A 22,312-nucleotide genomic window follows, 5' to 3' on the forward strand; every position below is an offset into this window, starting at 1 on the left:
TTTTTAAATGATTATTTGTTTGGTTTGTTTATTTTTTACAAGCTTGGGTTTTGTTGTTTTTTTCAGCTTATAAATGGTTTACTGGAGTTTCGAACAGAGATATCCACAGAAAATGTGGATAATCCCTCGGTTCACTTCTTCCGTCTGTTGATAAATATCCTTGTTAGTTAAAATTATCCAATGCTGATCGTTAAATAGAGGTTTGCCCACTGGCGAGCTTTGTGAAACAATCAGATGATTAATATTAGTGAATTTGGAGTCCATGTGATTGATAGCGACGGCTTTCGCGCAAATGTGGGCATTATAATCTGTAACCAATTTGGCCAAGTCATGTGGGCTAGGCGTTTTGGACAACATTCTTGGCAATTCCCCCAAGGTGGACTCGATGACGGTGAATCGGCTGAACAAGCCATGTATCGAGAACTCTATGAAGAAGTGGGGCTAAGACCTGAGCAAGTGAACATTCTCACCTCGACGCGTTCTTGGTTAAGGTATCGTTTACCTAAACGCTTAGTACGTCAAGACAGTAAGCCTGTGTGCATAGGTCAGAAACAGAAATGGTTTCTGCTGCAGCTTAATGGTAATGATAACAGCATCAATTTAAACTCATCTGGTCATCCAGAATTCGATGATTGGCGCTGGGTTAGTTATTGGTATCCAGTGCGTCAAGTGGTGTCCTTTAAGCGCGATGTGTATCGTAAGGTAATGAAAGAGTTCGCCTTAACCACGTTGGCATTTCAAGTTAATGACACTGGCCGTAAACGCAATAGGTCAAAATATTAATTCATCTATATAAGACGGAGGCAGCTTAAGTGTTAAAAACATTAAGGGATATAACCCAAGCTGTCGCCGCTGCTACGAGTCTAAAAACGGCCTTGAGTCTGTTGGTATCGCAAACGCGCTTAGCCATGTCGACTCAGTGCTGCTCGATTTATCTGGTGGAATACCAGCCTAAGCCTAATAGCGCAGAACAAGTTCCCGCTGAATCATCCTCTTTATACCCCAGCGTTACACCGCATCACGGCAAGTCTCATGAGCCTGTGTTGGTGCTATCTGCTACTGAAGGCCTAGCATTAGAGGCTGTGGGCAGAGTAAGTATGCCTATAACCCAAGGTTTGGTAGGGCTAGCTGCCGAACGTGAAGAGGCTATCAATCTTGCTGATGCTAGATTACACCCAAGGTTTAAACTGTTTCCCGAAGTCGAAGAGGAAGAGTATCGCGCCTTTTTAGCTGTGCCTATTATTTATCAGCAGCAAGTGCTGGGCGTTATTGTGGTACAGCAAGCCGACTTACGGCAATTTGATGAAGGCGAAGAAGCTTTTCTGATGACCTTGGCGGCTCAATTAGCCGTGGTACTTCGCGGACTTAAGAATAAGGCTGAGGTGACCAATGTGCAGCAGCAAGTGGTGTTTAAAGGCACCATGGCTTCAAGTGGGATTGCCATTGCTCATGCTTATGTACTTGGCGGAGCAATACCGTTAGAACAACCTCAACTTCGCTGCCAAGACCCAGTGGTTGAATCCCTGCGCCTTAATAGCGCAATTTTGCGTTGCCGAGATTCTATTCGCTCCTTATCGCAGAAATTTGAGCGCGAGCAAGCCGATGAAGTCTCGTCAATTTTCTCTGCACTATTGTCATTACTCGATAACGAAAGTCTCGCTGGCGAATACCTCAAAGAAGTCTCCCAAGGCTGGCAAGCTGAAGCTGCGGTAAGCCGAGTATCGATAAATTATATTCAACAGTTTATGGCCATGGCAGATCCTTACCTTAAGGAGCGGGCCAACGATATCCGTGAATTAGGTCAGCGAATACTTAGGCTATTAATTGAACCCGGCCGCTTGGCCCTAGAGCCAGACAAACCCGTTATCTTAGTGGCTAAAGAGATAGATGCCACCTTGCTTGCAGAATTCCCCAGACAAAAACTTGCAGGCATAGTTACAGAGCTTGGTGGGGTGAACGCCCATGCCGCTATCTTGGCGCGGGCATTAGGTGTGCCAGCCATGATTGGGGTGGAACAAGTGCTTGGTACTGATATTGACTCTCAGTTATTAGTGCTTAATGCCACGCGTGGTCAACTCTTGGTGGCGCCGTCTGTGGCTATCATCAATGAATATCACAACCTAATTTCCATCGACAAAGCTAAGCAAAAACAGTTCCAAGATGAATTATCTAAGCCGTGTGAAACCCTTGATGGTTATAAAATCCAGCTATTTTTAAACGCAGGGCTTTTGAGCGGCTTAGCCGATGATGTGGTGCAGGGTGCCGATGGTATCGGGCTTTATCGCACCGAAATACTGTTTATGCTGCATCAGAGATTCCCCAGCGAGCAAGAGCAAATAAAGGTTTATCGTCAAGTGCTAGAGGCTGCGGGAACAAGGCCTGTGGTGATGCGAACCTTAGATGTGGGCGGCGATAAACCGCTGCCTTACTTTCCCATTAATGAAGATAACCCGTTTCTTGGTTGGCGCGGTATTCGGTTGTCTTTGGATCACCCTGAGCTGCTATTGATGCAATTAAGAGCCATGATCCAAGCTGGGGGAGCGAGCCTACAGCTACAGATCTTATTGCCTATGGTGAGTAATCTTGATGAGATCGATCAAACCATTGGTTATTTAGAGCAAGCGTATCAAGAGCTTAAAAATGAGTGCGAGGCTCAAATCCTTAAGCCTAAAATAGGCATAATGCTTGAAGTCCCAGCGCTGTTATATCAGCTCGATGATGTGGCAGCTAGGGTCGATTTTGTGTCTGTTGGCAGTAATGATTTAACGCAATACTTGCTGGCAGTGGACAGAAATAACCCCAATGTCAGCGGGTTATTTGACAGTTACCACCCAGGAATATTACGCGCACTTAAGCATGCAGTAGATAATTGCCAGCGCCTTGAGCTTGATATCAGTATTTGCGGCGAGTTAGCGGGTGAGCCATTAGGGGCATTACTGCTAATAGCCATGGGGTATGACAAACTCAGTATGAACTATGCAAGCCTTGGTAAAATTAATTACCTTTTAAGGCGGGTGCAACGTGGTGCACTACAACAAATACTAGAGAGTGTCTTGAAGCTGTCTAGCGGTCAGCAAGTTCGTGCACAACTGTTGGCATTTTTAACTCAACATGAGTTAGCTTGGCTGCTTGATTAAGAGAATAACCCTAAAAGAGGCCGGTGAACTCAGATGTTAAGTGTATTTGCTATTTGTTTAGCCCTTGGGGCTGTTGTGGGCTTTTTAGCTGGATTACTTGGTATTGGTGGCGGATTGATCATAGTGCCTGCGCTATTGTATTTATTGCCTTGGGTTGGCATAGATAGCCTGCAGCTGACCCATGTTGCCATCGCCACGTCTTTAGCCTCGATTATTTTAACTTCAATGTCTGCGGCCAGCGCTCATCATAAAAGAGCGAATATTCCTTGGCCGATATTTAAAACCATTATGCCGGGAATTATTTTTGGGGCGCTGATGGCTGGGTTTATTTCTGAGCAAATATCGTCAGCGGCCTTACAGCAAGCGTTTGCAATATTCGTTATCTTAATGGCGCTGCAAATGGCGTATCCGTTCAAGCCCAAAGCAGGGCGAGACTTACCTAATGGCTGGGTCTTATTTGGTTTAAGTGTGGTGATAGCACTGCTGGCGGGCATGATGGGTATTGGCGGTGGTGTGTTGATGGTACCTATGTTGAGCTACTTTGGTTTATCTATGCGTCAGGGAGTAGGTTTATCTTCTGCGACAGGGTTTCTTATCGCTCTAAGTGGCTCATTGGGATATGTAGTTGCTGGTTTTGATGGCACAGATTTACCGGATTATTCTTTAGGTTATATTTATTTACCTGCACTGCTGGGGATAGTGATGACCTCAATGTTGATCGCGCCTTTGGGTGTAAAAGCAGCAAGCGTCTGGCCGACACCTGTGCTTAAGAAGCTGTTCGCGTTACTATTAGTGTTAGTAGGATTCAAACTTATCAGCGCAGGCTAACGTTTAAACGCAGGTTAGGGTGAGTTACGGTAAATAGCGATTGCATAGGATGTTCGATAGCTATTTTTGAAAATCACTTTTATAAGCACTTATATTCAGTACAGAGTTTAGTTATAGGGCGAAGCAATGAAGCAATATCTAACATTAATGGAACATATTCTAGCCAATGGCGCGGTAAAAACCGATAGAACAGGAACCGGCACTCGTTCAGTTTTTGGCTATCAGATGCGCTTTGATTTGAATCAAGGATTCCCCTTAGTTACCACGAAAAAATGCCACTTACGTTCGATTATTCATGAATTATTGTGGTTCTTACAGGGGGATACCAATGTGGCATACCTCCATGAGCACAATGTAAGTATTTGGGATGAATGGGCCGATGACAATGGCAATCTTGGCCCTGTTTATGGTGCTCAGTGGCGTAGCTGGCCTACTCAGTCAGGTAAGGCTGTGGATCAAATTAGCCAGATCATAGAGCAAATTAAAACTCAGCCAGATTCAAGACGACTTATTGTTTCAGCTTGGAACGTAGGTGAGCTGGATAAGATGGCCTTAGCGCCCTGTCATGCTTTGTTTCAGTTTTACGTGGCCGATGGTAAGTTGTCTTGCCAGCTGTACCAGCGTAGCTGTGATGTGTTCCTTGGTTTACCTTTTAATATCGCAAGTTATGCGCTTTTGACTATGATGGTTGCCCAGCAATGCGACCTTGCCCTAGGGGATTTTGTTTGGACCGGTGGTGATACTCATTTGTACTCTAACCATATGGAGCAAACTCAGTTACAGCTGACCCGCGAGCCTCACGAACTACCTACAATGAATATTTTGCGTAAACCTGATTCTATTTTTGACTATCAAATTGAAGATTTTGAATTGGTCAATTACCAGCCGCATCCACACATTAAAGCTCCAGTTGCTATCTAGCCGCTTATCTTTGTACTGTTAACGTGACGTTTTATCGGTATTTTCGATGAATTGTCACGTTACTTACGATTATCTTTAGTTGTTACCATAGACTAGACTCAAATGATTATTTATTTGAGGTGATTTATGGAACATAAAATCAAAGCGTTTTTTAGCCAAGAATCCAGCGGCGGCATACTTCTTATGCTTGCGGTAGCATTGGCGATGATCTTAGCTAACTCTCCCTTAGCCGTTTTATACCAAGGCTTTCTCGATACCCCTGTTCAAGTTAGATTTGGCCAGCTAGACATTAATAAGCCGTTACTGCTGTGGGTTAATGATGGTTTGATGGCATTATTCTTCTTGCTTATCGGTTTAGAAGTTAAGCGCGAATTGGTCGAAGGGGCCTTATCCAGTGTGTCTAAGGCATCCTTGCCCACCTTTGCAGCCATTGGCGGGATGTTATTTCCAGCTTTGGTATACCTTGGTTTTAATTTAGGTAATGAAGCGACCCAAAATGGTTGGGCCATTCCCGCCGCTACAGATATTGCCTTTGCCTTAGGGGTATTAGCATTACTGGGCAAGCGTGTGCCGGTAGCCCTCAAGGTCTTTCTTTTGGCGCTTGCCATCATAGATGATATCGGCGTTATCGTTATTATTGCCTTGTTTTATAGCTCAGATTTATCTGTAATGAGCCTTGTTATCGCCGCAATCGCCATTGCCAGTATGGTCATATTAAACCTTAAAGGAGTACGTACCTTAACGCCTTATGCGCTGCTCGGTTTGCTGCTGTGGATAGCTGTGCTTAAGTCTGGAGTCCATGCAACGCTAGCTGGAGTGGTGCTTGCCTTCTGCATTCCGTTAAAGGTAAAGCCAGGTGAAGAGTCACCGTCGCGTTATTTAGAACATAGCTTGCACCCTTGGAGCACTTTTATGATATTGCCTCTGTTCGCGTTTGCTAATGCGGGACTGTCTTTAGAAGGGATGAGCTTTGCCTCGCTCGCAGAGCCTGCATCTTTAGGGGTGATGCTCGGGTTGTTACTAGGTAAACCTATGGGAGTGTTGCTGTTTAGCTATCTTGCAGTAAGGCTTAAGTGGGCAAGCTTGCCTAAAGGGATTAATTGGTTGCAAATATCAGCAATTGCTGTGTTATGTGGGGTCGGTTTTACCATGTCGATTTTTATTACCTCTCTGGCTTTTGAGCACTCAGCGGTTGAGGTGGGTAACTATGCAAGGCTAGGTACTTTGGTGGGGTCGATGTTATCTGCAACCATAGCGTATTTTTGGCTATCAAAAGTATTACCAATAATTAAGGAGAAATAGCATGACATTTAAACTTATAGGCATGGTTTTATTATTACTTTCATCCACAGGGCTTGGCGCTCAAGAACTGCCTTTTTGTCAAAAAGGGGCAAATACGCCTGAATGCCAACATTATATTGCTGGTGTGGTGGATGGTGCTCTACTTTATGCACCTAAAGTCGGTGTAATAACCTTAGGAACTGAAGATTTTGAGGCTAGAGCACTTAAATTCCGCGCTGGAAATCGCTATAAAAAAGCTCAGTTAGCGCATTGTAGCCACAGCACGGATGAGGCCTCTGTCATTGCTGCTGCAGTGGAGGAGCAACTAGCGTTAAATACTATTACAAACCTCGAAGAGCTGAAATTGTTTTTAGATACTGTGCTCAAGTGTAATGTGAACTAACGATATTCAGAGGGCTTTGAGTGACAATGCAACACATTAATTACAATCATCTTTATTATTTTTGGATGGTAAAGAAAAAAGGCAGTGTGACCAAAGCCGCCGAAGCCCTTTGTCTTGCACCCCACACGATTTCGGGACAGATAAAAGCCTTGGAGGCACGATTTAATGGTAGTTTATTTAATCGTGTTGGGCGAGGCCTTGAATCAACAGAGCTTGGAGAGTTGGTGTTTCGCTACGCCGACAAGATGTTCGATTTAAGCTATGAAATGCTCGATATTTTGAATTATCAAAAAGACACCGCCATGCTGTTTGAGGTGGGGATTGCCGATGTTTTGTCTAAGACGTTGGCGAGTCGAGTCTTGTTATCGGCATTGCCGAGTGATGGTGCGATGAATTTAGCCTGTATCGAGTCGACCCATGAGAGTTTAATGGCACGGCTAAGGGAGCATAAATTAGATGTTATTTTGTCTGATTGCGCTGGAGACTCGATTAAATACCCTGAAATACTGTCGAAAAAGTTGGGTGAGTGCAGTATCAGTTTCTATGCGGCTAAGGAATTAAACGCTGAGTTTCCGGCTTGCCTTGAAGAACAAGGCTTATTGCTACCCAGTAAAAACACCTCATTGGGGCAGCAATTACACCGCTGGTTTGCAGAGCAAAATTTAAGCGTGCGTATTGCTGGTGAGTTTGATGATGCTGCTATGATGAAGGCTTTTGGTTTGTTCAACAAAGGGATATTTGTTGCGCCATCGATTTATCGCCATGATATACTTTCTCAAGGCATGGTGCTGCTCGGGGAAGCTGCGGATATTAAAGAGGAATATCATCTTATATTTGCAGAACGAATGATACAGCATCCGGGCGTAAAACGCCTGTTAGCCACAGATTTTAGCGACTTATTTAATGGGGTAGCACAACTGCATCAGCAAATTTAATTGTGCTGTGATTGTCATGTTAAGTTTATTCAGCTGACGTAAATGTTGGCTGATTTTTTAGGAGAGTTGCATTGGAATTGATGAATATCGCTAGAGTTCGCTGGGCTTGTCGTCGGGGCATGCTTGAACTTGATGTGTTGTTTCAACCGTTTGTCGAAGCCCATTATCAAGATTTATGCGAGCAAGATAAATTAGATTTCATTCGGTTATTAACCTGTGAAGATCCTGAGTTATTTGCATGGTTTATGGGCCATGAGCCATGTCCTGATCCTGCTTTGGCACAAATCGTCATTAAAGTTCGCGGCCGTGCTGCGCCGTGAACAGCGCATCAGCATAGCCGCACTCGCACTATAATTAACTGAGATGCACTATTCATTTTCCTTCAAAAGCTCCAGGCTACAACAAGGTTCCTTGCTGGGATTTGCGGGACTTTGTTTAGCCAGTTTATGGTGTTGGCCAAGGGTTGACAGCTCGGTATATCTTGGGATTAACATCCTTACTGGGCTAGTTATGCTTAGTGTGTTTGCCTACCAAGCCTATGCGTTATCTCAATGGGGCTGGGAGCTGCGTTTAAATAGCCGTGGAGAAGGTGAGCTTAAACGTATTTTAGCGGTTGATTCACAATCCTTTATTCAAGATAAGCCTGCAATTGTCACCCCCATTATGTGCGTGCTATTCCTAACCCTGGCATCAGACTCTGTTAACAGTGAAAATACGCCAAAATCCCGCACTCTTATGATATTTGTAGATATGCTGAACGACACAGATTACCGTCATCTGTGTCGTCTTTTGTCGCAGCCTTTTAATTCCAATGCTTAATAAAAAAGCCTCAAGCCTTAATCTTTACTCAATAATAAATCAACGATCTGGTTCGAGTACTGTGGGTTGAGAGTTTTCAATAAGTTCAGGGTAATCAATATTATAATGTAAACCGCGACTTTCTTTACGGGCCATAGCGCAGCGAATGATAAGCTCTGCAACTTGGACCAAATTACGCAGCTCCAACAAGTTATTGCTGACTCTGAAATTGCTGTAGTACTCTTGAATTTCCTGCTGCAACATAGCGCAGCGGCGTAACGCCCGCTCTAAGCGTTTGTCTGTTCGGACAATGCCGACGTAATCCCACATAAATAAGCGTAATTCATGCCAGTTATGGGCGATGACCACTTCTTCATCTGAATTACAGACTTTGCTTTCATCCCAGAGGGGGAGCTCTCCAGGCATAGGTATTTTAGCTAATTGACTTTCGATATCTTGGGCGGCGGCCCTTGCAAACACTAAGCATTCCAGCAGTGAATTACTGGCTAGGCGGTTGGCGCCATGAAGTCCTGTATAGGCCACTTCACCAATAGCATACAGACCGTTTAAATCTGTTTGACCGTGTAAATCAGTCATCACGCCGCCACAGGTATAATGGGCAGCTGGCACTACTGGAATAGGATCTGAGGTGATATCTATGCCAAATTCTAAACAGCGACTATAGATGGTGGGGAAGTGTTTGATGATGAAATCTTTTGGTTTATGGCTAATGTCTAAATAGACGCAATCGGCACCTAAACGCTTCATCTCAAAATCTATCGCCCGTGCGACTATGTCCCTTGGGGCTAATTCGGCTCTTTCATCAAATTCTGGCATAAAGCGGCTGCCATCTGGACGGCGTAAATATGCGCCTTCGCCTCGCAGCGCTTCAGTGAGCAAAAAATTACGCGCATCGGCGTGATACAGGCAAGTGGGGTGAAACTGGTTAAATTCCATGTTGGCAACTCGGCAGCCAGCGCGCCAAGCCATGGCAATACCATCGCCACTGGCAATATCTGGATTTGAGGTGTACTGATACACTTTAGAGCAGCCACCGGTAGCTAATGCGATAAATCGCGCTTTAACAGTTTCTACGTGCTCTTGGTCTCGATTCCATACATAAGCCCCTAAGACTCGATTACCTGAACGCTGTAATTTACGGCTGGTGATCAAATCGATGGCGTTGTAGCGCTCTAATATCTGAATGTTTGGATGATCTATCGCCCTTTGCTGTAAGGTGGTTTGCACAGCCTTGCCTGTAGCATCAGCGGCATGGAGGATCCGCCTGTGGCTGTGACCGCCTTCACGAGTAAGGTGATAAGGGGCTTTACTGCTATCGCCATCTGGAGTTTCTTCTTTATCAAACTCAACCCCAGAGTGGATTAGCCACTCCATGGCATTCTTGGCGTTTTCGGCGGTAAAGGTTACCACTTGTTCATCACATAGACCTGCGCCAGCGATTAAGGTGTCACTGACATGGGAGCCTATGGTGTCTGTTTCATCAAACACTGAAGCGATGCCACCCTGGGCATACATGGTTGAACCTTCGGAGAGTGGGCCTTTAGATAAGAGTATTACCTTAGATTTTTCAGCAAGATGCAATGCAAGTGTTAAGCCTGCAGCACCGCTTCCTATGACTAATATGTCAGATTGGTGTTCAACTGCTTGTTTCATCAGGTATCATGACGTGGCAAATGTGTCCCTCAATGGTAAAACAAATATAAAATATTGGGTACAGCTGCAAAGTGATAAATAGTGATTAATCATCAATAAATGAACTTTTTTTAATCCCAAGCCGAACTTTTCCTATGAGCGTCAGTCTACATAGTGTGAATTGAATTCGAGCGACTGAGAAATCAGCAATTAGATTTAGGAGTAGTCGGCTCGGATGAGTGGACAAATAAGTGATCAACAATTAGTTGAGCGTGTACAGCAAGGTGATAAAAACGCCTTCAATCTGTTAGTGCAAAAGTACCAGAGTAAAGTGATGAGTTTGATTTCCCGTTATATACGCAATCAAGCTGATGTGTCCGATGTTGCTCAAGAAGCGTTTATTAAAGCTTACCGTGCTTTGCCAAATTTCAGAGGTGAAAGTGCCTTTTATACTTGGTTGTACCGAATAGCCGTCAATTCTGCAAAGAATCATCTGGTCGCCCAAAGCCGTAAGTCTCCGGCCAATAGTGTGGATGTAGAAGATGCAGAATATTATGAAGGTAATGACGCATTAAAAGAGTTTGCGACCCCAGAGCGGTTGGTCTTGTCAGAGGAAATCAATAAAGTGATTTTTGAGACGTTAGAAGGCTTACCAGAAGAACTTAGAATGGCAATTTCATTACGAGAGCTCGATGGTATGAGTTATGAAGAGATTGCTAACGTGATGGAGTGTCCAGTAGGCACGGTGCGTTCTAGGATTTTCAGGGCTCGTGAAGCCATAGATAAAATGCTTCAACCTTTGTTGGAAAATTAATAGCCTTAATTTAATGGGTGAAAAATGATTAAATCAGGTCAAGAATGGGTGTCAGCAGCAGCAGATGGCGAAGTCGATACACAGACTATCGCTGAGTTAGCAGCAGATAAAGCCTCACATGGTAAGTGGAAAAACTACCATATGATAGGTGATGCCATGCGCGGCGAGTTGCCCAAAACTTTTGATTTGGACTTGTCGGCCAGCATAGCTGCAGCTATTGAGCTAGAGCCTGCGATCCTTGCGCCTCAGACTTCTCAAATCAAAGCACAGCAGACTGAAACGCCAAATCAAGCCATTAAACCTGCAAATAATGTCAGTAATTTAGTGCCATTATTTAAACAGCTGGGTCAATATGCGATTGCTGCATCGGTTGCATTAGTTGCGGTTGTTGGTGTGCAGAACTATAACCAACAGCAGGACGCTCAGGCACCTATGTCAGTGTTAACCACTCGACCTTTAGTGGGCAGTGTTTCTCCAGTGAGCCTGCAAACTGGTGGCCAGCAATCGAATGCTCAAGGCGTGAGTAATGAGCAAATGGTAGAGCAGCGCCGCCGTATCAATGCTTATATTCAAGATCATATGTTACAGCAGAGGTTGAATCCTGGTGTAATATCAGCTGATAATAGTCAGCAAGAATCAAGTCAATAATCAACTCTAGGCTAATGTCCATAACGAGTTAACACTAGTGATAGGTTCGATTAAACTAAGGCTCTGCATGGCAGGGCCTCTTTGTAAATTTGAGGAGTTAGCTTGCGTCTAGTCCTGTTAGCACTGTTGGTATTGGCTGTTCCCTGTGCTGCCGAAGAAGAGTTGTCCGCCAAAGCATGGCTTGAAACCATGAGCCAAGCCCTCAAAGAAAAAGAATTCAAATCCTCCATTATTCATGTGCAATCGGATCATATTCGGCCCCTTGTCTATTTACATGGCAAAGTTGAAGGCGAAGAAATTGCGTTTCTTGAGTACTTAAATGGCCCGCCAAAAAATGCGGTACGAGTTGGTAAAACTGTGACTTTTATTGAGCACGATCAGCCCGCATATAGTGTCAAGGCAAGTCGTATTCAAGGTGTTTGGCCATCGGCATTTGCTGGTGACATAGCATTATTAGAAGAAGGCTATCAGTTTGTGCTTGGTGGCCGAAGTCGGATTGCTGGCCGTCCCGGTCAAATGGTAAGAATTATTCCTACAGATAATGACAGATACGCCACCCAAGTCTGGATAGACATGAGTACTTATCTGCCACTGCGTTATGACATTCTCAATAAAGAGAAACAGTTACTAGAACAAGTGATGGTGATAGAGTTAATTGAACTTAAAGAGCCGGCACATATTTTAGTTGAAGCGAAAAAGCAACCGTGGCCCGCGGTGGTTGAGCAAGCTAAGCGCCCAGATGGTCATACATGGACCTTCTCTTGGTTGCCCAAGGGCTTTATTGTTGCCGTACGTGATAACCACAGGCTTATAGGTAGCCACGAACCGGTCGAATACTTAGCCTTAACCGATGGCTTAGCCAATATTTCAGTGTATGTTTCAAAGCCAGGTGAGCAGCCCTTACCTGAGGAGTTAATGACTCGTAACGGGTTATCTATGGTGGTTGAGAAACTGGCAGAACATGAAGTGGTCGCTGTTGGTAAAGTGCCTCATGAGACCTTAAAGCGTATTGCAAAAGGTTTAGTATTAAAGTGAACTTAAAATGAGCCATTCAGTAAATCAGCAGAATACTCAGGATGCGGACAACTTACTCGAAGAAGTTGGCCGCATTGTTGCTTATGATGATAAAGGCTGGGTTCGAGTTGAAGTCGAATTAAAAAGTGCCTGCAATCATTGTAGTAATAGTGATAGCTGCGGCACGTCAGCTGTCGCAAAAGCGTTTTCGGTGAAAACTCAGCAATTTTCATTGCCCTGTGATACTCAATACCCCATAGGTGATTTGGTTAAGTTGGGTTTACCCGCGAGCGTATTATTAAAAGCTGCAGCCTTAGTGTATTTATTACCACTAAGTGGCTTATTTTTGGGTGCTGTACTTGGGCAAATACTGAGTCAAAATGTCGTTAGTACCAGCAGTGACCTGCCTGCGATAGCATGTGGTGCCATCGGTGCTTTTTCCGCATGGGTATTAGGTAGGCGCTATGCTCATCAATTAGAGCAAGGTGCCCAACCTGTAATCATCGCGCATTTAGGTCGTGAAATTGGCATGAAAATTAGCGCCGAAACAAGCAATAACTAAAGCCTATAAACTGGCCTCTATATTCACCTTCATGGGCAAATGTCGAATCTGATTGGTATTGCCCCCCTAATCAGGTACAATTTGCCACCTCGTTTTTCTCCTTTTTAGTATTAATCACAGCAGCATAATGAAACACATTAGAAACTTCTCGATTATTGCCCATATTGACCATGGGAAATCCACCCTATCAGATCGCCTTATTCAAGTGTGTGGAGGTCTTAGTGACCGTGAAATGGCTGCACAGGTTCTTGATTCTATGGATCTTGAACGTGAACGTGGCATTACTATTAAAGCCCAGAGTGTGACGCTTGATTATCACGCCAAAGACGGCAATACATACCAACTAAACTTTATTGACACCCCAGGGCACGTCGACTTCTCATACGAAGTGTCGCGTTCACTAGCCGCTTGTGAAGGTGCGCTTTTGGTGGTTGATGCGGGGCAAGGGGTTGAAGCCCAGACATTAGCCAACTGTTATACCGCATTAGAAATGAACTTGGACGTAGTGCCAGTTCTCAATAAAATCGATTTACCTCAAGCTGAACCTGAGCGCGTCGCACTAGAAATTGAAGACATTGTTGGCATTGAAGCCATCAATGCCGTGCGCTGCTCTGCCAAAACCGGTATCGGCGTTGAAGATGTGTTAGAAGAAATCGTCGCTAAAATTCCACCACCTGTGGGGGATGAGACTGCACCTTTACAAGCCCTTATCATCGATTCTTGGTTCGATGCATACTTAGGTGTAGTGTCTTTAGTGCGTATTAAGCATGGCGTGCTTAAAAAAGGCGATAAGTTTAAAGTGATGTCTACAGGGCAGAACTATAACGCCGATCGCGTGGGTATTTTTACCCCGAAAGAAAAAGACAAATTAGAGCTACGTGCCGGTGAAGTGGGTTATGTGATTTCTGGTATTAAAGAAATTCACGGCGCGCCCGTGGGCGATACCTTGACTCATGCTAAACATGGCGCTGATAAGCCGTTACCTGGATTCAAAAAGGTTAAACCTCAGGTTTATGCTGGTGTATTCCCAATTTCTACCGATGAATATGAAAACTTCCGTGATGCACTTAATAAATTAAGTCTCAACGATGCGTCATTATTCTTCGAGCCTGAAACCTCAAGCGCGTTAGGTTTTGGTTTCCGTATCGGTTACTTAGGTCTACTCCACATGGAGATCGTTCAAGAGCGTCTAGAACGTGAATACAACCTTGATTTGATTACCACAGCACCAACAGTTGTCTATGAAGTGGTAATGACTAATGGGGATATCGTTTACGTCGATAATCCATCAGACTTACCTGCACTAAATAATATTGATGAAATTCATGAGCCTATCGTAGAGGCTAATATTTTAGTGCCAAAAGAATACCTAGGTAACGTGATTACCTTATGTATTGAAAAGCGCGGTTCGCAAACTAATATGGTATACCACGGCAACCAAGTGGCAGTGACTTATCACTTGCCAATGGCCGAAGTGGTTATGGACTTTTTCGATCGACTTAAGTCGACAAGTCGTGGCTATGCGTCATTAGAATATAACTTTATTCGATTCGATCCCGCTGACATGGTGCGCTTAGACATCTTGATCAATGGCGACAGAGTTGATGCGTTAGCTATGATTATTCACCGCAGTAATATTCGTCACCGTGGTTTAGCCTTAGTTGAAAAAATGAAAGAGCTTATTCCAAGACAGATGTTCGATATTGCTATTCAGGCCGCCGTAGGCAGTCAGATCATCGCCCGTTCTACCATTAAAGCGCTGCGTAAAGACGTAACGGCTAAATGTTATGGCGGCGACGTTTCTCGTAAGAAGAAACTGTTGAATAAGCAGAAAGAAGGTAAGAAGCGCATGAAGCAGGTTGGTAATGTGGAAGTTCCACAGGAAGCCTTCTTAGCTGTATTGAAGCTTAACGATTAATTGATGGCACGGGTATGCAGTTAACAAGCTTATCCGTGATAGAGATTGAACGTCATGTTATACCTAACGCCGCACTTTGCGGCGTTATCTTTGACAGCGATTAACGTAACAGCAGTAAAACTGCAATGGCTATACTTTGTAACAGTTTAGCGCTGTGAAGTTGTGTGAAAAAACGATACTTTTCGTCATGTTAGCCCATAAAGGATTAACACTGGATATGGCGCTAAGAGCTTACTTTATCTTAGTTATCATTTATTAAAGGCAGGAGTTTAATCAGTAATGGCAGCTTATTTTTCCCTTATTTTAGTGCTCATCACTTTAACCACTGGCATCATTTGGTTAATCGATGCCAGCATGTTTGCCCCTAAGCGCCGCGAAAAGTTGGCCCTATTGCAAACCAGTAATGCCGAGCTAACCGATGAGGCTATCGATAAGATTATTCGTGAACCCGCCTTGGTTGAGACGGCTCACTCGGTGTTTCCTGTTATTGCTTTTGTGCTTATACTGCGCTCATTTATTTATGAGCCATTTCAAATTCCATCAGGCTCTATGATGCCAACTTTATTAGTCGGCGACTTTATCTTAGTTGAGAAGTTCAGCTATGGGCTTAGGGATCCGGTATGGCGCTCTAAACTGGTTGAAACTGGCCAGCCTGAACGTGGTGATGTATTTGTGTTTAAGTATCCACAAGAGCCAAAAATGGATTACATCAAGCGAGTGATTGGTTTGCCAGGCGATAAAGTCATCTATAAAAATAAAGGTATTATTATAGAGCCAGCCTGTAACGGTCAGTCAGTTTGCCCAGAGCCTATGATTATCGACATGTTGGAAGTTAATCGGGGTCAATTTAATCAAGCGGGAGTGGCGTTAACTCGCCTAACTGAGCAGCTCGATGGCGTTGAACACGATGTACTTATTAACCCATCAAAGCCAGATTACAGTGCCCATTTTTATCCGCAGCCAGGGCTTAATCGTGGTGAGTTTTTAGTGCCACAAGGCATGTATTTCGCCATGGGCGATAACCGCGACAACAGCACCGATAGCCGCTTTTGGGGCTTTGTTCCTGAAGAAAATTTAGTGGGTAAAGCGGTTGCCATTTGGATTAGTTTTGAATTTGATCGTAGCCCGAGTTCTTGGTTGCCCACTTGGGTGCCAACTGGGGTGCGTTTTGACAGAGTAGGTGGGATTCAGTAATGGAACCGGTAAAGAATTTAGCGCGTTTAAGCCGTGTGTTAGGTTATGAATTCACTAATCAAGAGTTATTAGTACAAGCGTTAACGCATCGAAGTGCTGCCAATAAGCACAATGAAAGATTAGAGTTTTTAGGCGACTCTATTCTTTCTATTGTGATTTCAGATGCTTTATACCATCAGTTTCCTAAGGCAACTGAAGGGGATTTAAGCCGCATGCGCGCCACCTTGGTTAAGGGTGAAACTTTAACCTTGATTGCTAAAGAATTTAAACTTGGTGATTACTTATTTTTGGGCCCAGGCGAGCTTAAAAGTGGTGGCTTTAGACGTGAATCTATCCTTGCGGATGCGGTAGAGGCCATTATTGGCGCCGTTTACTTAGATGCCAACATTCAAGCGTGTGAGAAGCTATTATTGACTTGGTATAAGCACCGTCTTGCTGAGATAAAACCAGGGATTAACCAGAAAGATCCTAAAACGATTTTACAAGAATACCTGCAAGGCTTTAAAAAACCTTTGCCAGATTATCAAGTCGTACAAGTAGATGGTGAAGCGCATGATCAGACGTTTACCGTTGAATGTAGCATCCAAGGTTTAGATGAAGTGGTCACAGGTGTGGGCAGTTCGAGAAGAAAAGCTGAGCAGCTTGCTGCGGCTCAGATATTGGAGTTAATTAAGAAATGACCAAAAAAACAGACTTGCCAGCAAGCGAGGCTCAGCAGCCGAGCTTAGACGAACTCTTGGCAAGGATGAACCAAGCAGCCCCTAAAGCCAAATCACAATTCGAAGTGACCTATTGTGGCATGGTGGCGATTGTTGGCCGCCCGAACGTGGGTAAATCAACGTTGCTGAATAAGCTGTTGGGTCAAAAAGTGAGTATCACGTCTAAGAAGCCTCAGACCACACGTCACCGCATCATGGGGATTCATACCGATGGTCCTAGTCAGGTTGTCTTCATCGATACACCTGGTTTGCATATTGATGAGCAACGCGCCATTAACCGCTTGATGAACCGCGCAGCCGCCAGCTCTCTTGCCGATGTGTCTATGGTTATTTTCGTTGTCGATGGTATGAACTGGACCCCAGATGATGAAATGGTGCTAAAGAAGATTGGTTACAGCGACCAAGTACGCAAAGTGGTGCTGGCAATTAACAAGGTGGATAACATCAAGGATAAGGAAGCGCTATTCCCTTATCTTAATGAGATAGCAAAGAAGTTTAACTTCGATGAAATTTTGCCGATTTCAGCGACTAAGGGCACCAATATCCAGCGTATTTTGGATATGGCCCGTGAAAGTTTGCCAGCAGGTGATTTCTACTTCCCAGAAGATTATGTCACCGATCGCTCGCAGCGTTTTATGGCCTCAGAAATCGTCCGTGAAAAATTGATGCGTTTCTTAGGTGATGAACTGCCTTATGATTGCACGGTTGAAATCGAACAGTTTAAGATGATGGAAAACGGCGTTTATCAGATTAACGCGCTTATTTTGGTTGAGCGTGAAGGTCAAAAACGCATGGTCATAGGCAATAAGGGTGAGCGCATTCGCACTATTGCAACCCAAGCTCGCTTGGACATGGAAACCCTATTCGATAACAAGGTGTTTCTTGAAGTCTGGGTGAAAGTGAAATCGGGTTGGGCCGATGATGAACGTGCCTTACGTAGCCTTGGCTATGGCGAAGATTAATGCTTGTTCTATTAAAAAGGCTGCATTTGCAGCCTTTTTTTGCTTTTTAAATAAGGGATAAGCATGCAGCGCGCTTATATCTTACACCACCGTCGTTATCGTGAATCTAGCGTTATTCTCAATATGCTGGTTGATGGTGTTGGTCGAGTCGATGCCATGACCCGCCTTGGTAATGGTAAGCGATCCATCAAAAGCATAGTTCAGCCATTTCAGCCGTTACTGGTGCAATTTAGCAGTCAAAGCGAACACAAATCTCAGGGGCTGAGCTACATTAAGCAGCTTGAAGCCGCGGCTCCTGCGATGCCATTAACTGGGGACAGTTTGTACTCAGGTTTTTATCTTAATGAACTATTGGTGCGCCTGCTTTCTGTGGAGCATCAAGGCGAAAGCTTGTTTGTTGAGTATCATCGCGCCTTAATGGCGCTTGCTGGTGAGTTCAACTCCGCGACCTTGCGCTATTTTGAGTTAGCATTATTAAAAGAATTAGGGGCGCTGCCATCCTTAGCCGTGGATGTGCAGGGAGACTTGCTACTTGCTAGCAGTCATTACCGTTTCCTTGCCGATGAAGGTTTTTTACCTGTATTGCAATCCGCGGCAGGAGCATTTAATCACAGTAAAGGCATACTGGCTGGAGAGATGCTTATTGCCCTCAATCAAGGTCAGTTAACCGAGTCTCAGCTTAATCAAGCCAAGGGCCTGATGCGTTACTTATTAACCCCATTACTTGGCAATAAACCGTTATTAAGTCGGCAGTTATTTGTTAGTCATAAAGGTAAATAGTCGTTTTCGCTTGTGCTTCGCAGTACAATGCCTGCAATTTTATCGCCCTTCGGCAGTTTAGGAGTACACCATGAGTGGAATTTTATTAGGTATTAACATAGATCATATTGCCACTTTACGTCAGGCGAGAGGCACTAGTTACCCCGATCCTGTCCACGCTGCAGCAGTTGCTGAACACGCAGGCGCCGATGGTATCACCATACATTTACGTGAAGACAGACGCCACATTATCGACCGTGATGTGTACTTATTGGCTAAAACGCTAAAAACGCGGATGAACTTCGAGTTTGCCGTCACAGAAGAAATGATTGCCATCGCTTGCGAGGTAAAACCCGCTTACGCCTGCCTAGTGCCTGAAAAGCGTGAAGAGCTAACCACAGAAGGTGGCTTAGATGTGGCAGGGCAAATGGACAAGATAACTTCAGCCGTTAGCCGTCTTACAGCGCAAGGCATCAAGGTATCACTATTTATTGATGCCGACCAAACCCAGATTGATGCAGCGGTTGCAACAGGCGCCCCTTATATCGAAATTCACACCGGCTGTTATGCCGACGCGACCACTGATAGCGAGCAGGCCATCGAGCTTGAGCGTATCACTAAGATGGCAAAGTACGCCCACAGTAAAGGCTTAGTGGTTAATGCAGGTCACGGGCTTCATTATCATAACGTTAAAGCCATAGCGGCCATTCCAGAGCTTTATGAGCTAAACATAGGACATGCGGTGATCGCAAGGGCCGCCATCGATGGGTTAGAAACAGCGGTGCGTGACATGAAGCGCTTGATGCTCGAAGGCCGCAGGGGCGAATAATGGCCATAATCGGCATAGGCACAGACATTGTTGAAATCGAGCGCATTCGCGAGCAGCAGTTACGCCTTGGAGATAAGCTAGCCAAGCGAGTATTAACTTTGGATGAGCTGGCGATTTACTCAGGCGTTAAGATGCCAGAACGTTACCTCGCTAAGCGTTTCGCTGCGAAAGAAGCTGCCGCCAAAGCCCTAGGCACAGGCATTGGCCGCGGAGTCTCTTTTCAGCATATCCACATCAGTAATGATGAAAATGGTGCGCCTTTAGTGAGTTTTACCGATGGCGCCGCATTGCGATTAGCTCAGCTAGGTGGCACTAAAGGGCATATCTCCATTGCCGATGAAAAGCATTACGCTACCGCCACCGTGATTTTAGAGTCATAGAGCTGGCAAGATTATGCGTGTATAAGCAAGCCACTGCTTAACCATTCACTAAAGGGTGCCATGAGGCGCCCTTTTTTATGTAAACATAAAGTGATCATTTTCTTTAACTTATAGATAGGGTAAGTTAATCCAATAAAAATAACTAAAAACTGTAAAAACGGTAAAACAACAAGGACTCAAGATGAAATCAGCAGTGGAGCAACTGGCGACTTATAAGAGCGTGCATTTAAACCCTAAGAACATTCGCACTCACTTTATCGGTGTGCCTATGATCATCTGGTCCGCATTTTTGATGCTAGGCACCTTAAGGTTCGCGTGGCAAGACTATCAAATCAGTGCAGCTATGGTGCTCACCTTAGTGGTGCTGGCCTATTACATGGCGCTACACATGCGTTTGGCCTTAGGTTTAGTGCTATTCATCCTGCCAGTGCTTTATACCTCTGAATTGGTTGTCCATAGTGAGCACCCGTTCATCATCGCCATTAGTTTGTTTGTTATCGGTTGGGTGATTCAATTTGTGGGGCATAAATATGAACAAGCCAAGCCCGCCTTTATGGATGATTTGAACCAGTTATTGATAGGGCCATTTTTTTTGATGGCAGAAGTATATTTTATGATGGGTTGGGAGCGAGAGCTTGAAGAGGCCATCACCCCAATCGCCATAGCAAAACGCCGCGCGTTAGAAGATAAACGCCGCGCTAATGCAAAGCGCTAACTGAATCGATTAACTTGAGATCTTAAGGGTAGAGTTTTTTTTAACAGGCCATATCTAGTGATTTATACGCTGAAAACAGCGCAATGCATTAATACTAACAAGTACTATTTTATAAAGGTTCAGGATGAAAATTGATACCGCATCACAAGATGATTATTTAGCATTAATTGAAATTTGGGAGAAATCAGTTCGAACTACTCATGACTTTTTACCCGAAGAAAATATAAAAACGCTGAAACCTCTTATTCTCGAACACTACTTCGATGCTGTTGATTTAAGAGTGGCTAAAACTGATAAAGAAGATATTGTCGGTTTTATTGGTGTGGCAGACCACAATATTGAAATGTTATTTATTTCACCAGAATATCGTAATTGCGGCATTGGCTCGTTGCTGCTAAAAAATGCAATTCAATTTCAAGGCGCAACTAAAGTCGATGTCAATGAACAAAATCCTGATGCAACTGGTTTTTATCAGCATTTAGGTTTTGACGTTATAGGGCGCTCTGCACTCGATGGACAAGGTAATCCTTTTCCACTGTTGCACATGGTGTTAGGTGAAATGTAACGAATAAAGATAGCCGCATTCGGGAACGCTGGTAGGACTCGTTTACCGATCCCAGTTAGCTCCCGTTTGCGACGTTAGGGACAAAAATATCTCTGGTGCTAACAAGATGGTATTTGAAACATCATGCACCGCCCCTAGCGAAGTCACTAAGACGGTTGGTGAAATGCACTTTAATGGCAAAACCAGCACTGCTAAGTTGGAAATGACCAGCGCTAGTGCTGAAGAGTCAATAAACATCAAGTCTACACTTGTTGGCAATGGGAAATATATTGGCGCTTGCGATAAAGGGGGAGCAATGATTGTAGAGGTTGTTCCTTATCGTCTTGAGTGGCGAAAGGATTTTGAGATTGAAAAAGAGGTTCTGATTAAATATCTTGGCGGGCACATCTCTGAAATCCACCATATTGGCAGTACCTCAGTTATTGGACTTGCTGCAAAACCTATAATTGACATCATTCTTGAAGTTCCTAGTCTCATTAAACTTGATAGCGAGCTAAATGTTTTTCAGGTTTTGGGTTACGAAGCCATGGGTGAGTTCGGTATTAGAGGTCGGAGATATTATCGAAAAGGTGGCGGCAATAGAACTCACCAGATCCATGCATTTGAAGTTGGTGACGCCAATATAGATAGACATATCGCTTTTCGAGACTACTTGGCTGCGCACCCTGCCGTAAGGTTAGAGTATCAGGATCTCAAGATCCAGTTAGCTAAGGAATGCGAGAATGATATTGACCAATATTGCACTGGTAAAGATAGTTTTGTTAAGCACCATGAAGCAAAAGCACTACAGTGGGTTGCAAAAGTTTAACGTTGATAGCCATTGTTAACTCGCGATAAGTAACAAAGGTGATCTTGGTCATTGGACTCATTGTTCGCGTGGTGCCGTATGTTTATTGGTAAAAACTCCCTATGGGCTCGGCGCAGCATCCCTGATGCCTAACTCAATAGAGTAACTCGAACCATTTAGTCGCACACCCTCCCATTAGCATCAGAGTTAACATTTAGATAAAAAATCAGCATGTGCATCATGGTTAAGTTCTGACACGTTTTTGTCCAAAAAAGTGTTTTTGAATAAACTCAATTGGTGATCACGGCCATTGGGCTAACGTCCCGAGTGACGCCGTGAACATATCCCTATGGGCTCGGGCGCAGCGTAAGCGTCTGGGCAACTACACCTATCTTTTAAAATTCCATGGTAACAGGCTGTCTATATCCGGTGCTGGTTGGCACAGTTCATTAAGGCAAGCCATGATGTAATCAAATGGGACTAAGCCATT

24 protein-coding genes are annotated in these 22,312 nt (G+C 44.3%); 23 read left to right on the plus strand and 1 reads right to left on the minus strand.

What is annotated here, in order from left to right:
* The first annotated feature begins 264 nt into the window (after positions 1-264).
* The 9 genes from rppH to H5073_RS10785 all read left to right on the plus strand — a co-directional run bounded on the left by rppH (position 265) and on the right by H5073_RS10785 (position 8,324).
* Positions 265-783 carry an RNA pyrophosphohydrolase gene (rppH, locus tag H5073_RS10745; protein ID WP_182679608.1) on the plus strand — a complete coding sequence of 173 codons (519 nt, stop codon included), beginning with the start codon at positions 265-267 and terminating at the stop codon, positions 781-783.
* Positions 784-812: 29 nt separating this feature from the next.
* The gene (ptsP, locus tag H5073_RS10750) at positions 813-3,137 is read left to right on the plus strand and encodes a phosphoenolpyruvate--protein phosphotransferase (protein ID WP_182679580.1); all 2,325 of its coding nucleotides are present in this window, start codon (positions 813-815) and stop codon (positions 3,135-3,137) included.
* 33 nt (positions 3,138-3,170) lie between these two features.
* Positions 3,171-3,965: a sulfite exporter TauE/SafE family protein gene (locus H5073_RS10755; protein ID WP_182679581.1), complete on the plus strand. Its 795-nt coding sequence runs from the start codon at positions 3,171-3,173 to the stop codon at positions 3,963-3,965.
* 126 nt (positions 3,966-4,091) lie between these two features.
* Positions 4,092-4,886, plus strand: coding sequence for a thymidylate synthase (thyA, locus tag H5073_RS10760; RefSeq protein WP_182679582.1), 795 nt, complete (start codon positions 4,092-4,094; stop codon positions 4,884-4,886).
* A gap of 126 nt (positions 4,887-5,012) precedes the next feature.
* On the plus strand, positions 5,013-6,188 hold the full coding sequence (gene nhaA / locus H5073_RS10765) for a Na+/H+ antiporter NhaA (protein ID WP_182679583.1): 1,176 nt from the start codon (positions 5,013-5,015) through the stop codon (positions 6,186-6,188).
* 1 nt (position 6,189) lies between these two features.
* A complete protein-coding gene (locus H5073_RS10770) occupies positions 6,190-6,570 on the plus strand; it encodes a hypothetical protein (RefSeq protein ID WP_182679584.1) in 381 nt (126 codons plus the stop codon).
* A gap of 26 nt (positions 6,571-6,596) precedes the next feature.
* A complete protein-coding gene (gene nhaR, locus H5073_RS10775; RefSeq protein ID WP_182679585.1) occupies positions 6,597-7,505 on the plus strand; it encodes a transcriptional activator NhaR in 909 nt (302 codons plus the stop codon).
* 71 nt (positions 7,506-7,576) lie between these two features.
* Positions 7,577-7,825, plus strand: a complete 249-nt coding sequence (locus tag H5073_RS10780; RefSeq protein ID WP_182679586.1) for a succinate dehydrogenase assembly factor 2 — start codon at positions 7,577-7,579, stop codon at positions 7,823-7,825.
* Between the two features lie 43 nt (positions 7,826-7,868).
* Positions 7,869-8,324 carry a protein YgfX gene (locus H5073_RS10785; RefSeq protein WP_310734247.1) on the plus strand — a complete coding sequence of 152 codons (456 nt, stop codon included), beginning with the start codon at positions 7,869-7,871 and terminating at the stop codon, positions 8,322-8,324.
* 39 nt (positions 8,325-8,363) lie between these two features.
* Here the strand turns inward: H5073_RS10785 and nadB are convergent, their stop codons facing one another.
* Positions 8,364-9,977: an L-aspartate oxidase gene (gene nadB, locus H5073_RS10790; RefSeq protein ID WP_182679588.1), complete on the minus strand. Its 1,614-nt coding sequence runs from the start codon at positions 9,975-9,977 to the stop codon at positions 8,364-8,366.
* 214 nt (positions 9,978-10,191) lie between these two features.
* Here nadB and rpoE point away from each other — a divergent pair, with 214 nt between their 5' ends.
* From rpoE to H5073_RS10865, 14 genes are all read left to right on the plus strand, one after another.
* The gene (gene rpoE / locus H5073_RS10795) at positions 10,192-10,770 is read left to right on the plus strand and encodes an RNA polymerase sigma factor RpoE (protein WP_182679589.1); all 579 of its coding nucleotides are present in this window, start codon (positions 10,192-10,194) and stop codon (positions 10,768-10,770) included.
* 24 nt (positions 10,771-10,794) lie between these two features.
* Entirely contained in the window at positions 10,795-11,418 is a 624-nt protein-coding gene (locus H5073_RS10800; RefSeq protein WP_182679590.1) for a sigma-E factor negative regulatory protein, read from the plus strand.
* A gap of 102 nt (positions 11,419-11,520) precedes the next feature.
* Positions 11,521-12,453 (plus strand): MucB/RseB C-terminal domain-containing protein, encoded by a 933-nt coding sequence (locus H5073_RS10805; protein ID WP_182679591.1) that lies wholly within the window; start codon positions 11,521-11,523, stop codon positions 12,451-12,453.
* Positions 12,454-12,460: 7 nt separating this feature from the next.
* Positions 12,461-12,994: a SoxR reducing system RseC family protein gene (locus tag H5073_RS10810; RefSeq protein WP_182679592.1), complete on the plus strand. Its 534-nt coding sequence runs from the start codon at positions 12,461-12,463 to the stop codon at positions 12,992-12,994.
* 127 nt (positions 12,995-13,121) lie between these two features.
* The gene (lepA, locus tag H5073_RS10815; RefSeq protein WP_182679593.1) at positions 13,122-14,912 is read left to right on the plus strand and encodes a translation elongation factor 4; all 1,791 of its coding nucleotides are present in this window, start codon (positions 13,122-13,124) and stop codon (positions 14,910-14,912) included.
* 279 nt (positions 14,913-15,191) lie between these two features.
* The gene (lepB, locus tag H5073_RS10820; protein WP_182679594.1) at positions 15,192-16,106 is read left to right on the plus strand and encodes a signal peptidase I; all 915 of its coding nucleotides are present in this window, start codon (positions 15,192-15,194) and stop codon (positions 16,104-16,106) included.
* The gene (gene rnc / locus H5073_RS10825; protein WP_182679595.1) at positions 16,106-16,786 is read left to right on the plus strand and encodes a ribonuclease III; all 681 of its coding nucleotides are present in this window, start codon (positions 16,106-16,108) and stop codon (positions 16,784-16,786) included. The genes lepB and rnc overlap by 1 nt, the downstream gene beginning before the upstream one ends.
* On the plus strand, positions 16,783-17,787 hold the full coding sequence (gene era / locus H5073_RS10830; RefSeq protein ID WP_182679596.1) for a GTPase Era: 1,005 nt from the start codon (positions 16,783-16,785) through the stop codon (positions 17,785-17,787). The genes rnc and era overlap by 4 nt, the downstream gene beginning before the upstream one ends.
* A gap of 63 nt (positions 17,788-17,850) precedes the next feature.
* The gene (gene recO / locus H5073_RS10835) at positions 17,851-18,567 is read left to right on the plus strand and encodes a DNA repair protein RecO (protein ID WP_182679597.1); all 717 of its coding nucleotides are present in this window, start codon (positions 17,851-17,853) and stop codon (positions 18,565-18,567) included.
* Positions 18,568-18,637: 70 nt separating this feature from the next.
* Complete coding sequence (gene pdxJ / locus H5073_RS10840; RefSeq protein ID WP_182679598.1) at positions 18,638-19,375, plus strand: pyridoxine 5'-phosphate synthase; 738 nt, start codon at positions 18,638-18,640, stop codon at positions 19,373-19,375.
* The gene (gene acpS, locus H5073_RS10845) at positions 19,375-19,755 is read left to right on the plus strand and encodes a holo-ACP synthase (protein WP_182679599.1); all 381 of its coding nucleotides are present in this window, start codon (positions 19,375-19,377) and stop codon (positions 19,753-19,755) included. The genes pdxJ and acpS overlap by 1 nt, the downstream gene beginning before the upstream one ends.
* A 181-nt stretch (positions 19,756-19,936) precedes the next feature.
* A complete protein-coding gene (locus H5073_RS10850; RefSeq protein WP_182679600.1) occupies positions 19,937-20,470 on the plus strand; it encodes a DUF962 domain-containing protein in 534 nt (177 codons plus the stop codon).
* 124 nt (positions 20,471-20,594) lie between these two features.
* Positions 20,595-21,035, plus strand: coding sequence for an acetyltransferase (locus H5073_RS10855; RefSeq protein ID WP_182679601.1), 441 nt, complete (start codon positions 20,595-20,597; stop codon positions 21,033-21,035).
* Positions 21,036-21,063: 28 nt separating this feature from the next.
* The gene (locus H5073_RS10865; protein ID WP_259394879.1) at positions 21,064-21,843 is read left to right on the plus strand and encodes a GrpB family protein; all 780 of its coding nucleotides are present in this window, start codon (positions 21,064-21,066) and stop codon (positions 21,841-21,843) included.
* The last annotated feature ends 469 nt before the right edge of the window (positions 21,844-22,312 follow it).

Source organism: Shewanella sp. SR44-3, assembly GCF_014163735.1.
Taxonomy (GTDB): domain Bacteria; phylum Pseudomonadota; class Gammaproteobacteria; order Enterobacterales; family Shewanellaceae; genus Shewanella.

Coding starts and splice junctions, on each gene's coding strand:
- H5073_RS10810 (WP_182679592.1), top strand. CDS start 12,461: ATGAGCCATTCAGTAAATCAGCAGAATACTCAGGATGCGGACAACTTA.
- rpoE (WP_182679589.1), top strand. CDS start 10,192: ATGAGTGGACAAATAAGTGATCAACAATTAGTTGAGCGTGTACAGCAA.
- rnc (WP_182679595.1), top strand. CDS start 16,106: ATGGAACCGGTAAAGAATTTAGCGCGTTTAAGCCGTGTGTTAGGTTAT.
- H5073_RS10855 (WP_182679601.1), top strand. CDS start 20,595: ATGAAAATTGATACCGCATCACAAGATGATTATTTAGCATTAATTGAA.
- pdxJ (WP_182679598.1), top strand. CDS start 18,638: ATGAGTGGAATTTTATTAGGTATTAACATAGATCATATTGCCACTTTA.
- H5073_RS10755 (WP_182679581.1), top strand. CDS start 3,171: ATGTTAAGTGTATTTGCTATTTGTTTAGCCCTTGGGGCTGTTGTGGGC.
- thyA (WP_182679582.1), top strand. CDS start 4,092: ATGAAGCAATATCTAACATTAATGGAACATATTCTAGCCAATGGCGCG.
- era (WP_182679596.1), top strand. CDS start 16,783: ATGACCAAAAAAACAGACTTGCCAGCAAGCGAGGCTCAGCAGCCGAGC.
- lepA (WP_182679593.1), top strand. CDS start 13,122: ATGAAACACATTAGAAACTTCTCGATTATTGCCCATATTGACCATGGG.
- H5073_RS10850 (WP_182679600.1), top strand. CDS start 19,937: ATGAAATCAGCAGTGGAGCAACTGGCGACTTATAAGAGCGTGCATTTA.
- lepB (WP_182679594.1), top strand. CDS start 15,192: ATGGCAGCTTATTTTTCCCTTATTTTAGTGCTCATCACTTTAACCACT.
- nhaR (WP_182679585.1), top strand. CDS start 6,597: ATGCAACACATTAATTACAATCATCTTTATTATTTTTGGATGGTAAAG.
- nhaA (WP_182679583.1), top strand. CDS start 5,013: ATGGAACATAAAATCAAAGCGTTTTTTAGCCAAGAATCCAGCGGCGGC.
- H5073_RS10800 (WP_182679590.1), top strand. CDS start 10,795: ATGATTAAATCAGGTCAAGAATGGGTGTCAGCAGCAGCAGATGGCGAA.
- H5073_RS10770 (WP_182679584.1), top strand. CDS start 6,190: ATGACATTTAAACTTATAGGCATGGTTTTATTATTACTTTCATCCACA.
- nadB (WP_182679588.1), bottom strand. CDS start 9,977: ATGAAACAAGCAGTTGAACACCAATCTGACATATTAGTCATAGGAAGC.
- recO (WP_182679597.1), top strand. CDS start 17,851: ATGCAGCGCGCTTATATCTTACACCACCGTCGTTATCGTGAATCTAGC.
- acpS (WP_182679599.1), top strand. CDS start 19,375: ATGGCCATAATCGGCATAGGCACAGACATTGTTGAAATCGAGCGCATT.
- H5073_RS10785 (WP_310734247.1), top strand. CDS start 7,869: ATGCACTATTCATTTTCCTTCAAAAGCTCCAGGCTACAACAAGGTTCC.